This is a genomic window from Microcella sp. (genome assembly GCF_040286215.1).
Classification (GTDB): Bacteria; Actinomycetota; Actinomycetes; order Actinomycetales; family Microbacteriaceae; genus Microcella.
This window is the reverse complement of the sequence record NZ_JAVKCK010000031.1, coordinates 1-10858: the sequence shown is the minus strand read 5'-3', so window position 1 is coordinate 10858 and position 10858 is coordinate 1. Positions and strand designations below refer to the sequence as shown.

Here is a 10858-nt window from a genome sequence, read left to right as displayed (position 1 = left end):
GAAGCATGGCAGACCGAAGAGGGGTAGCAGATGAAGCGCAGATGGATGGTGGTACTGCTGGCGGCGGCTCTGACCGGAGCCGCCGCACAGGCTACGGCGGAGCAGGCGCCTATGGGCGTATCGCTGGAACGGCCCTGGGCTCGCGCGTCCATTGGAACTTCGCGACCGGCTGCCGCCTATCTCACGATCGTCAATCGGGGCCTCGAACCGGCTCGGCTCGTCGATATCACGACGCCGCTTGCCGGGCGAGCCGAGGTACATCTGACCGTGAAGACCGATAACGTCATGCGGATGGAGCAGGTCGAGCGGCTCGATGTACCGCCGGGCGGGCGCGTCGTCTTCGAGCCCGGTGGCCTCCACATCATGCTGCTCGACCTCCGGCAACCGCTGACCAAGGGTGGGACTCTGCCGCTCACGCTCCGCTTTTCGGGGGGAGGCTCGATTGACGCGTCGGTCCCGGTCTTCGGTCCGGGGGCGCGGGGGCCCGACCGATGAACGAGGGCGCGGCACGCCCTCGCGGGCGAGGATTGCGACACTTCAGCACGCTTGCAGGCTCGGCCTTGATCGCACTCGCTTTTTCGGCAGTCTTCCTACCAGCATCTGCGGGCGCGCACAGCTACACGCTCGGTGACATAGCGGTCGGGCACCTGTGGTCACCGCCACCCACGGCGAGCGCAGAGGGTTTGGCGGTCTACGGCCCGATCGCTGTACTCAACAGGGAAGCACGAGCCCATCAGATCGTCGGTGTGAGTTCGACCATTGCTGGCAAGGTCCGATTCCGATCCGCAAAGGACGGTACGGAGCAGTGGCCGTCCACTCTCGTGCTGGCTCCCGGCAGGCCGCTGTCGCTGGCACCCTGGGGCGTCCATATCTGGCTTTCGGACATCGACCGCGCGCCATCGGCGGGGGATTCCTTCGACCTGACGCTGGATTTCGGCAAGTCGGGCACCCTTACGGTCAAGGTCGTGGTCGAGACCGCGACAGGGCATTGACTGCGTCCGATCACGTGCTGCGGTTTCCCTGCTGGTACGACACCTTCCCTCGTTGCTCCTACAAGCTCGATCTGCCGCGCCAACATTCCCCCTGGATGCCTTTTCCCGGCCTACATCAAGCCCATCGGTCCGTGGATGAGCCGGTCAGCCAAGCCCTTCTGTTCGCCCGATAGCACGCCGTAGAGCTGCGTCGTCGCACCCTTCATCGCCTGCAGCATCTCGAGCCGCGCGGTCATGTGCTCCTCGGCCCAGTCGAGCCGCTCGGGAAGCGACATCGCGCTGCCGGCCTGGCCCGACATCATCATGCCGGGTCCCATGGTGCCGCGCATGATCGGCATCGTGCCGGCCCCCATCGTGCCGCAGCCCGTCATCGTGCCGGGCATCATGCCGGCCCACTGCTCGCTCATGCGCTTGGCGTTCGCGCGCAAGGCGTCGGCGAAACCATCCCACTGCGGTTCCTGCGCCGCGGTTATTCCGAGCTCGGTCTTGAGGAAGGCGATCCGCCCCTCGACGTGCTGAGACGGGTCCATCATGCCCATCATCGGCATCATCTCGGAGCCCATCATCATTCCCTGATCGTGCATCGGGCCGTACATGTGCCAGCCGGGAGTCGACTGCGGCTGGTGTGCCAAGGCAGCTGTTGCCGTCGCGAGCGTCGCGGTCGCAACCAGTACATACATCGAAGCGCGCATCGGTTCCTCCGTACTCAGGTGCCCGGATCGTGGCATGTCCAGAAGTCTTGGACATTGCGCTGGATCAATCCCCGTATCACTGCAGCAGCGCGGACTACCCCCTGCGCGGTCCGTCAGATCATTGGAACGAAGCTGCCGGTCCTGCGAACGCCGCTGTGAGTTTACTGTAAGTGGGCTCCACGCGCGGTGCTCTGACCGCCGGAGCCGGACTGGCCCTGGCCAGCCATCGTCTCCAGCCCAACCGAGACCAGAGTGAACAGGACGAAGCCGCCCACGAAGGCGAGGACGGACCGGCGGTTGTCGCTGTTCGCCTCGTGCGCTTCCTCGAGCATGTCCTCGACGGCCGCCACGGTCAGAAGTCCGGCAACAAAGCACAGCGCCGCCATCTTCGGGCCCTCGTCGGCGCCGCGCAGGAGCAGGTACGACAGCAGCGCCGCGCCGACGCAGAACAGGATGAAGGACGCCGACAGGAGAATGCGCCGGTCCCGTGGCAGGCCCTTGTTGCGGAAGTTCGCGATCGAGGCGTAGCCCTCGGGCACATCGGCCAGTACCTGCCCCGCGGCGAGCACGATTGCCATCGAACTCGAGACGGCCGCGCCGGAGCCGAGCATCAGCCCGTCCGAGGTCAGGTCCACCGCGACGGCGACATAGATCATCCACATGCCGGTCCCGTCGCCCTCGCCGCCAGACTGCAGCTTCTCGATGCCCATCTCGACCAGGACGTACGTTACCCCGCCCGCCCCGAAGGCAGCGGCGATCCACCAGCCGGCGAGCGACTTCAAGGCCTCTGGCATGAGCTCGACTGCGACGATCGCAATGACGATGCCCGAAGCGGCGTGCAGCGCCCAGTTCAGAAGCCGATCGGTGGTCTTGCCGAACTCGGCAATCATACCCCCGGCAAAATTACCTGCACCCGGCAGCAGCGATAAAAGAAGAACAAACCACAAGCTCACCGGGAACGACCTCCGCCAGTGACCCCCTTCGGCCGGGAGCGCCAATGACCACGCCACATGCCAACCGGCGATGGCTCGGATGCGTTCCGCCTATGCGATAGGGAGCATGCTACTCGCGTCGATCGCGCATGGCCCGCTGGCTCTTCCTCGAGATCCGCATTCGCGAATAGGAACGCCGCCCGAACAGTTCGACGGAGGTGGTAGCGCGGCAGTTCGCGTAGCGCCCGGAAAGCCCAGCGCGCGGCCGCGCAGACCGACCGGCGGACACGGAATTCCCGCGACCGCGGCTCAGGTCCCGGCGTTCTCGTGATCGGTGAGGCACTCCGAATGGTCCCGCAGCACCTCCAGTACACGGCAGTCGGCGGTTCTGCCCCCGCTGCACTCGCGCACCATGCGCTGCAACTCCGTGCGTAGCGCCTCGAGCCGGGCGAGCCGTTGCTCCACTTGTCGCAGTTGCCGCCTCGCGATTTCATCGGCCTCGGCACATGGCCTGTTCGGGTGATCGGACAGATTCAACAGTTCGCGGATCGCGTCGAGCGGAAAGCCCAACTGGCGCGCATGCCGGATGAAGGACAACCGATCGAGTTCCGCATCGCCATAGCGGCGTTGACCGCCCTCGCTCCGGCCTGGTTCCGGCATGAGCCCGACCTGTTCGTAGTAGCGGATGGTCTGAACCTTCGTTCCGGTCCGTCGTGCCAGAGTGCCTATCGTGAGCATGCGCCACCCCCTGTGGGTCTACAGTGGTTGTAGGTTTTCGGGATCGAAAGCGCAATGATCCAGGGCAGTTGCGGTGCTCACGGCGAACCTTCCTGGAAATCGGCAAGATTCGAGTTGAACCTACAGCAGCTAGAGCATGTAGCTGTCCGAGTGCCAGCATGCACCGGCGGACGCCAACCCGTGCCGGCGCGTAACCAGCATTGTGCCGCGACCGCAGGCCAGCGGCTCCTGCGTCGGTGCCTTCGAATGGAACTCGAACGGAGCGTCTCCACGAAATGGCTCACACCGACATCGACCTCGCCGACCACTGGATGCTGAATCTCTTCGGAGACGCCGAGTGCCGGGGCGCCGTGCGATGACGTCCACCGATCCCAAGCCAAACTCCGAGGACCGGGACCACGGACCGACGGTGACGCCCAAGCAGATAGATCGGCCGGCGCACGCTCGCGGCATCTCTGGCGACGAGGCCAAGACCGATCCTTCGGGGCGGCGTCCGGAATGACCCCAAGGCTGTCCTCCGACGCGGCGCTCGCGCTCGCATGGACCGTGGCGCTTGCAGCCTCGCTCGCCGTGCTCTTCATAGGGGAGGTTCTGGGGCAGGCACCCTGCGACCTTTGCTGGTTCCAGCGCGCCTTCATGTTCCCTTTGGCCATCATCCTCGGCTTGGGCGTGTGGTGGCAGGACCGGACCGTAGGGCGCTACGGCATCGCTCTCGCGCTTGCCGGCGCCGCCGTCGCGCTCTGGCACTTTGGGCTCTATGTCGGCTTCATCCCCGAACAGATCCGACCGTGCACCGCGACGGGCCCATCCTGCACAGACGACAACCAGCGCGTTCTCGGCGTGCCGATCCCACTGCTTTCGTTGCTCGCCTTCGTGCTGATCGCGGCCCTGTCAGCCGTTTCTCTCAAGGACAACAAGTCATGACCCGCAAGACACTGGTTCTCGCCATCCTGGTGCTCGCCGTCGCAGCCTTCGCCGCTGGGACCTGGTATGTCAGCCGCCCGATCACCGTCGCAAAAGCCGTTCCGATCGCCCGGGAGAAGGGCGAGGCGCTGACGCGATCCCATTCCCCGATCCTCGGTCCTGCAGAGGCGCCCGTCACGATCGTCGAATTCTTCGACCCCGCTTGTGAGGCCTGCCGCGCCTTCTACCCGATCGTGAAGGACATCATGGCCGAGCACGGCGCCTCCGTTCGAGTCGTCCTCCGTTACACGCCATTGCACGGAGAAGTGTCGGAGCAAGCCGTCCGCATCCTGGAAGCCGCGCGGATGCAGGGCGTTTTCGAGCCGGTGCTGGAGGCGCTTCTGCGGGAGCAGCCGCAGTGGGCTCGCCACGGCGCATCCGGAGACCTCGGCCTGCTCCTCCAGATTGCAGCGACCGCAGGACTGGATGCCGAGGCCGCCCGAACGCAGATACTGTCGCCAAGCACCGTCGGCATCCTCAACCGTGACCGCGCCGACGTGAAGACTGCGGGCGTCCGCGGAACCCCAACCTTCTTCGTCAACGGCAGGCGCCTCGACCCGTTCGGGGAGGCCGAACTCCGCGCGCTGGTCGCTGAGGAGGTAGCAGCGTCGGGATCGTGAACTGGGCTTGGGAGCGTGGACGCGGCAATGCGCAAGCCTGAAATTGGAGGGGCGGAATGACGCGAGGAGGCTTGGCGAAAGGCTTGGCAATGGCCGCGGGTGTTGCCGCGGCTGCGTTCGCCCAGCTCAGCGCGACCGGAAGGGCGCCGGCACCTTACAACGTGGCTGCTGCCGAACTCTCGCGTCCGGACACATCCGCGGCACCGCAGCGGCGAAGGTAGGTCGCGGCAGCAACCGAGGCATCCGCGGCATCGTCTGGTGGGGAACCGTCGCTGTCCGAAGCCTCGGTCGACGCGGGTTCATTCTCCGAGGACGAAACGCGGACTTTGGTCATGTTGCGCGAGATCGGTCCCGGGGGAACGCTCGCGGCAGTTCTCGCCGAAGCCGGAATAGCAGCGCCGGCCCGCGCAGAGGTGGCTCTTGCGCTCGGCGCGGAGTACGACCTTCGGCGGCTTCGCCCCGGTCATCAGGTGATCGTGGAGGTGACGCCTGACGGAACGCCTCGGCGCGTCGCACTCAAGGTCGAGGACGGCCTGCAGGTCGAGGCGATTTTCGGCGACACGTCGACCACGCGTGTGGTCGCGCCCGAGCCGGAGATCGTGACGCTGGCAGGGGAAGCCCGCGTCGAGAGTTCGATCTTCGCCGCGCTCGAAGCCGAAGGCATTCCTGCGCGCTTCGCCATCGACCTGGCGCAAATGCTGGGAGGCACCGTGGACCTCCGGCGCGATCTGCAGGGAGGCGAGAGGCTGCGGCTGCTCTGGCGCGAGGCGCGAGCGGGCGGGGAACCGATCCGGCAACCCGAGATTGCCTTCGCCTCTCTGGAATCCAGCGACGGGCTCTACGAGGTGGTCTGGCCGGCCGACGACTCCGCCCGCGCCACGATCTATCGGGACGGGCAGGTGCTTCGGATTTTTGCACAGCCGGTGGACGGCGCGCGGCTCAGTTCCGTCTTCGGCCGTAGAAGGCATCCGGTCTACGGTACCGTGCGGATGCATACCGGTGTCGATTTCGCCGCCGCGAAGGGGACGCCGGTGCGGGCGACAGCCCCGGGACGGATTGCGTTCATCGGCTGGCGCCGCGGCTATGGCCGGCTCGTCGAGATCGCTCACGACGCCGAGACCATGACCCGGTACGCTCACTTGAGCGCCGTACCCGGCGACCTTGCGGAAGGCGGACGCGTCGCGGCCGGGGATACCGTCGGCCTGATCGGCGCGACCGGTACCGCTACCGGCCCGAACCTGCACTACGAGGTTCTGGTCGATGGCCGGCCGATGGACCCGCTCTCGGACGATTCCCTTGCCCGAGTGATACGACCCGCAGAACAAGACGGTGCCGCGTTGGCGCGTTTGCGAGGTGCGCGCGCGATGCTCGATGAGCGCCTCGCGGTCGACCTGCCCGCCTACGCGTCGTCCGACAGACTTTGACGCACGGCTCGACGGACGAGGCTGGGTCAATGACGGATTGTGTACTCCGCGCCGGGCTGCCCCGCTAATGCCCGTGAGCGACGGCGCCCTGCGCCATTCTGTCGCCGACAGTCTCGCCTCCCGGTGGAGGTGCAGCGTCTCGCGCCTTTGCATTGAGAAGACGGAGTGCATTCGCAACGACGACGAGGGACACGCCCACATCCGCCGCGATGGCGCCCCACATCGAGGCCATGCCGAAGGCGGTCAGGCCGACGAAAAGCGCCTTCGTCGCCAGCGAGATCCCGATGTTCTGGTGGATGATGCCCATCGTGCGGCGCGAGTGGCCGATGAGCCAGGGCACCTTGCCGATGTCGTCGGTCATGAGTGCAATATCCGCCGTCTCGATCGCCGCATCCGAGCCGACCGCCCCCATGGCGATGCCGTAATGCGCCCGTGCCATGGCAGGCGCGTCGTTCACACCGTCCCCGATCATCGCCACCACGGCGTGGCTCGCCACCAGTTCCTCGATGGCGGTCACCTTGTCCTCCGGCAGCAGCTCTGCCCTGACCTCGTCGATCCCGACTTCGGCCGCCACCGCCCGTGCCGTGAGCTCGTTGTCGCCGGTCAGCATGACGATGGTCTTCACGCCCTGCGCGTGGAGCCGGGCGACGACGTTCTTGGCATCGGGCCTGATCCGATCGCGCAGTTCCAGGATACCGATCACGCCCGTCTCGTCGCCAACGGCAACCAGCGTCCTGCCCGCACCTTCGATCCGGTCCCGGAGCATGCCGGGTATCGAGGCTCCGAAGCCCTTTTCGGCCGCGAAGCGGTCGGAGCCGAGCCAGATCGCCCGGCTGCCTGCCCGTCCCTCTAGACCGCGGCCCGGCACCGTACGGACGTCCTCGGCCGGGACGGCGGGCACGCCCTCCCGCTCGGCCTCTCCGAGAATGGCGCGGGCGAGAGGATGCGACGAACGCGCTTCCAGGGAGGCCGCAAGCGCCATCAGCTCCCGATAGGTGCGCCCAACGAGCGGGTGGACCGCCGCCACCTCGGGCTCGCCCATCGTGATGGTCCCGGTCTTGTCCATCGCGATCGCGGTCGTGCGTCCCGGCGCCTCGACATAGGCCCCGCCGTTGATCAGCACGCCGGACCGTGCCGACGCGGCGAGTGCCGCGACGATCGAAACCGGCGTCGAGATGACCAGGGCGCAGGGGCAGGCGATGACGAGCAGCACCAGCGCGTTGTAGAACCAGAAGCTCCAGGCGCCGCCGAGCAGCAGCGGCGGGAGCGCCGCGATCGCGATGGCCAGCGCCATGACGGCGGGCGTGTAGATGCGCGCGAACTTGGCGACCCACTGCTCGACATCGGCGCGGCGGGAATGAGCGTCGCCGACCATGCGGATGATCTTGGACAGGACCGTGTCCGACGCCACCTTCGTGGCGCGGATCGTCAGGGTGCCCTCGCCGTTGATCGTACCGGCGTAGACCTCGCCGCCCGGTTCCTTGAGTACAAGTGCACTCTCGCCCGTGATCGGGGCCTGATTGACGCCGCCCGCCCCCTCCGTCACCTCGCCATCGAGCGGAATGCGGTCGCCGGCGCGCACTATGAAGCGCTCACCCACCGCGACCTGTTCGGCGGGCACCGTCGCCTCGCTGCCGTCCGCCCGGATCACCCGTGCCGTAGGCGGTGCAAGATCGAGCAGCGCGGAGACCGCATTGCGTGCGCGCCCGACGCTCCAGCTCTCAAGATAGAGCGACAGTGAGAAGAAGAAGGCGACCGTGGCGGCCTCGAAGAACTCGCCGAGGCCGATCGCGCCTGCGACGGCGACGACCATCAGCAGGTTCATGTCGGGTGAGAAGCGGCGCGCCGAGGACCAGGCCTTTGGCGCGACCAGCCACACGCCGAACAGGATCGCGAGCGCGAAGAGCCCCACTTCCGGCAAAGGCATCGTCACCTCGCCGTGCCCGGCAAAGAGACCGAGGGCGCCGCGCACGCCTGCCTCGAAGACGTGCCACAGGAAGCCGGCTGCCCAAAAACCGCCGCTGAGGGCGGTGTAGCGCCTCTGGCGTCCGAGATGCTCCGCCTGGTCCACCGCGGCCGTCTCGGCATTCCAGGGGCTCGCGCTCATTCCGGTGCTGCCGACGAGTCTGGCGATCTTCTCGTCAGAGATCGCCCCGCCGCTGTCGAGGACCGTCATCCGGCCATTGAGCACGTCGAATGCCAAATGCTCCGGCCCCCCGACTTCGGGGCCGACAACCTTGTTGAGGATAGCCACCTCCTCGGCGCAATCGAGCCCAGTGACCCTGAAGCTGCGACCCGTTGCCGGCGGCGGAGAGATCGAAGAGGCGCCGCCACAGGCGGACCCCGCGCCGCAGCAAGCAGCGCCGCCGTGACTGTGTGAGCGGTCGTGGGCGTGGTCGTGACCGCGATGTTGATGGCGGCTGGCGGTACCGGACGACATTGCTGACCTCGGATTCACTATTGCATGCACACACTGACACCTACAGGGACTAGAGCTTCAAGGGCAGAAATTGACTGCCGATCGAGATCACACTTCCGTTCGCTCGTCCCCTACGGTGCTCCAAGCGCACTGACAGGCAACCAGGTCGCGGGCAGCGGAAACAAAAGGACCAGCGCCATGCCGGCAATCTGCAGGGCGACGAACGGCACGACGCCCCGATAGACCTGCTCGAGGCGTACCTCGGGCGGTGTCGATACATCGGCCCATCTCCGTGCTGTGGGACTATCAATAGAGGAACGGGGGCCACTATGAGCAGACGCCGCATCTCGGCGAGGGCCGGAACCGATCCCTGGATGCTGCACAGCGTCCAGGTCGTCAGCACGGTGTCGACGCTGCCGTCGTCCAGCGGGATAGCCTCTGCCGAGCCATCGATGAAGCGTATCGGTAGTGTCGAGTTCTGTGCGGTGCGCTCGGCCATGGCGATCAGCCGCGGCGACGGGTCGAGCCCGATCACCTCGCGTGCATCGGGGCCGTAGAACGGCAGGTTGAGTCCGGAGCCGATGCCGATCTCCAGCACCCGGCCGTCCGCGGCGGAGAGTACGCGCTGCCTGTACGGCACGAGGGTCCGGTTCCGCATGGCAAGGTTGGTGAGATGCGGCAGGATACGGTCTTCGTAGAAACTCATTACAAGTTCTCCAAACACCCGGGGCAGATCAACCTATCGTCGCAAGGGCAGGAAAGGTGGCGAGCAGCCAGTAGGAGAAGGCGCTGAGCTGACCGCTTATCACCGCGATTCCCATCAGGACCATCACGCCGCCGGCGCCGACCTGAAGGACACGACCGGCACGGCCGATCGACCGCAGCCGCGCGGCGAGCGCGTCGGTGAACGCGGCGGCGAGCAGGAACGGCACGCCGAGGCCGAGCGAGTAGATCGCCAGCAGTGCCGCACCTTCGGACAGGGTCGCCGCGGACGCACCCATGGTCAGGATGGCGCCGAGGATCGGGCCGATGCAGGGGGTCCACCCAAACGCGAAGGCGATCCCCAGCACGTAGGCGGACATCGGATGGCCCGCCGGGAGAGCTCTCTGGAATCGCCAATCCCGCAACATCCAGGCCGGTCGCACGAGGCCGATCAGGAACAGCCCGAAGAGGATCACGATCGCACCGCCGGCGATGTTGAGCTCGTAACGGTAGCTGATCAGCAGCTGACCGAGGGCCGTCGCACTGGCGCCGAACAAGATGAGCACGGTCGAGAAGCCCAGCACGAAGCAGCCGCTGAGTCCCACGGTCCGCAGTCTGAGCGCGACGGCGCCACCGTTCGAGCCTTCCGCGATTGTCCGCCCGGCAACATAGGAGACGTAGCCGGGCACCAACGGCAGCACGCAAGGCGACAGGAACGAGATCAGTCCGGCCGCGAAGGCGGTCAGGATGCCGACGTTCGAGATCTCCCACATCGTCCAACGGCCTCCGGCTACGTCTCTTGAGCCTGTCGCGGCCCTCGACGGTTGCAGCCAAGTCCTCGTGTTGCCGTCACCAGAACCATGCCCTGACGCTCTCCCAGAGTGTCGGTTTGGCCGGCTTGCCGTGGTTGTTGGAAAGCCCGTTGAGATAGAGCACGAGGTTCAGCGGGTCGAACTCCAGGCCGTGGAAATTGGCGGCCCAGCGCCCACTACGGTCGATGACGTGGGTGACGACGCCATGCACTTGCAGCCCATCCTCCGTGATCATGAACTTGTGGCCGTAGGCCTCGACCAGCTTGCGCGTCGTGTCTTCGCCCTGGTCCGGCCCGACGGTCAGGAACACCCAGTTCGCCGGGTCGAGCCCGTGTGCCGGGCCGTAGTCCTTCAGCACTTCCGGCGTGTCGTTCGCCGGGTCGGTGGTGATCGTGACGAACTGGACCCGATCCTGCATCGGGGTCTGGTTCACCATCTGCTGGATCTCGGCGATCTTCTCGGCGTGTAACGGACAGACGTCCGGGCAGCCCGCATAGATGAAGTGCATCACCACGATCCGGTCGGCGAAGTCGGGCAGCGCCACCGGCTTGCCGTCGGCGTCGA

General features: G+C 66.6%; 12 protein-coding genes. 5 read left to right on the top strand and 7 right to left on the bottom strand.

What is annotated here, in order from left to right:
• Positions 1 to 111: 111 nt before the first annotated feature.
• Together RJQ01_RS12790 and RJQ01_RS12785 are read left to right on the top strand one after the other, a co-directional pair.
• Positions 112 to 495: a copper chaperone PCu(A)C gene (locus RJQ01_RS12790; RefSeq protein ID WP_350477109.1), complete on the top strand. Its 384-nt coding sequence runs from the start codon at positions 112 to 114 to the stop codon at positions 493 to 495.
• Between the two features lie 65 nt (positions 496 to 560).
• Positions 561 to 992: a copper chaperone PCu(A)C gene (locus RJQ01_RS12785; protein ID WP_350477108.1), complete on the top strand. Its 432-nt coding sequence runs from the start codon at positions 561 to 563 to the stop codon at positions 990 to 992.
• A 110-nt stretch (positions 993 to 1102) separates the two neighbouring features.
• Here RJQ01_RS12785 and RJQ01_RS12780 read toward each other — a convergent pair whose 3' ends face one another.
• The 3 genes from RJQ01_RS12780 to RJQ01_RS12770 all read right to left on the bottom strand — a co-directional run bounded on the left by RJQ01_RS12780 (position 1103) and on the right by RJQ01_RS12770 (position 3354).
• A complete protein-coding gene (locus RJQ01_RS12780) occupies positions 1103 to 1684 on the bottom strand; it encodes a Spy/CpxP family protein refolding chaperone (RefSeq protein WP_350477107.1) in 582 nt (193 codons plus the stop codon).
• Positions 1685 to 1845: 161 nt separating this feature from the next.
• Positions 1846 to 2574 carry a ZIP family metal transporter gene (locus tag RJQ01_RS12775; protein WP_350477106.1) on the bottom strand — a complete coding sequence of 243 codons (729 nt, stop codon included), beginning with the start codon at positions 2572 to 2574 and terminating at the stop codon, positions 1846 to 1848.
• A gap of 351 nt (positions 2575 to 2925) precedes the next feature.
• Positions 2926 to 3354 carry a MerR family transcriptional regulator gene (locus RJQ01_RS12770; RefSeq protein WP_350153461.1) on the bottom strand — a complete coding sequence of 143 codons (429 nt, stop codon included), beginning with the start codon at positions 3352 to 3354 and terminating at the stop codon, positions 2926 to 2928.
• A gap of 498 nt (positions 3355 to 3852) precedes the next feature.
• Here RJQ01_RS12770 and RJQ01_RS12765 point away from each other — a divergent pair, with 498 nt between their 5' ends.
• The 3 genes from RJQ01_RS12765 to RJQ01_RS12755 all read left to right on the top strand — a co-directional run bounded on the left by RJQ01_RS12765 (position 3853) and on the right by RJQ01_RS12755 (position 6361).
• Positions 3853 to 4278 carry a disulfide bond formation protein B gene (locus RJQ01_RS12765; protein WP_350153463.1) on the top strand — a complete coding sequence of 142 codons (426 nt, stop codon included), beginning with the start codon at positions 3853 to 3855 and terminating at the stop codon, positions 4276 to 4278.
• Positions 4275 to 4937, top strand: a complete 663-nt coding sequence (locus tag RJQ01_RS12760) for a DsbA family protein (protein ID WP_350477105.1) — start codon at positions 4275 to 4277, stop codon at positions 4935 to 4937. Before RJQ01_RS12765 ends, RJQ01_RS12760 begins: the two co-directional genes overlap by 4 nt.
• Before the next feature lie 332 nt (positions 4938 to 5269).
• Positions 5270 to 6361 (top strand): M23 family metallopeptidase, encoded by a 1092-nt coding sequence (locus RJQ01_RS12755; RefSeq protein WP_350477104.1) that lies wholly within the window; start codon positions 5270 to 5272, stop codon positions 6359 to 6361.
• Between the two features lie 64 nt (positions 6362 to 6425).
• Here the strand turns inward: RJQ01_RS12755 and RJQ01_RS12750 are convergent, their stop codons facing one another.
• The 4 genes from RJQ01_RS12750 to RJQ01_RS12735 all read right to left on the bottom strand — a co-directional run.
• Positions 6426 to 8615, bottom strand: a complete 2190-nt coding sequence (locus RJQ01_RS12750; protein WP_350477103.1) for a heavy metal translocating P-type ATPase — start codon at positions 8613 to 8615, stop codon at positions 6426 to 6428.
• A gap of 235 nt (positions 8616 to 8850) precedes the next feature.
• The gene (locus RJQ01_RS12745; RefSeq protein ID WP_350477102.1) at positions 8851 to 9486 is read right to left on the bottom strand and encodes a class I SAM-dependent methyltransferase; all 636 of its coding nucleotides are present in this window, start codon (positions 9484 to 9486) and stop codon (positions 8851 to 8853) included.
• 28 nt (positions 9487 to 9514) lie between these two features.
• Positions 9515 to 10255, bottom strand: coding sequence for a cytochrome c biogenesis CcdA family protein (locus tag RJQ01_RS12740; protein ID WP_350477101.1), 741 nt, complete (start codon positions 10253 to 10255; stop codon positions 9515 to 9517).
• A 76-nt stretch (positions 10256 to 10331) separates the two neighbouring features.
• Positions 10332 to 10858: SCO family protein (locus RJQ01_RS12735; RefSeq protein WP_350477100.1), on the bottom strand; the 527-nt coding region annotated here is incomplete at its 5' end.

Coding starts and splice junctions, on each gene's coding strand:
- RJQ01_RS12790 (WP_350477109.1), top strand. CDS start 112: ATGGGCGTATCGCTGGAACGGCCCTGGGCTCGCGCGTCCATTGGAACT.
- RJQ01_RS12780 (WP_350477107.1), bottom strand. CDS start 1,684: ATGCGCGCTTCGATGTATGTACTGGTTGCGACCGCGACGCTCGCGACG.
- RJQ01_RS12775 (WP_350477106.1), bottom strand. CDS start 2,574: ATGATTGCCGAGTTCGGCAAGACCACCGATCGGCTTCTGAACTGGGCG.
- RJQ01_RS12770 (WP_350153461.1), bottom strand. CDS start 3,354: ATGCTCACGATAGGCACTCTGGCACGACGGACCGGAACGAAGGTTCAG.
- RJQ01_RS12765 (WP_350153463.1), top strand. CDS start 3,853: ATGACCCCAAGGCTGTCCTCCGACGCGGCGCTCGCGCTCGCATGGACC.
- RJQ01_RS12760 (WP_350477105.1), top strand. CDS start 4,275: ATGACCCGCAAGACACTGGTTCTCGCCATCCTGGTGCTCGCCGTCGCA.
- RJQ01_RS12755 (WP_350477104.1), top strand. CDS start 5,270: ATGTTGCGCGAGATCGGTCCCGGGGGAACGCTCGCGGCAGTTCTCGCC.
- RJQ01_RS12745 (WP_350477102.1), bottom strand. CDS start 9,486: ATGAGTTTCTACGAAGACCGTATCCTGCCGCATCTCACCAACCTTGCC.
- RJQ01_RS12740 (WP_350477101.1), bottom strand. CDS start 10,255: ATGTGGGAGATCTCGAACGTCGGCATCCTGACCGCCTTCGCGGCCGGA.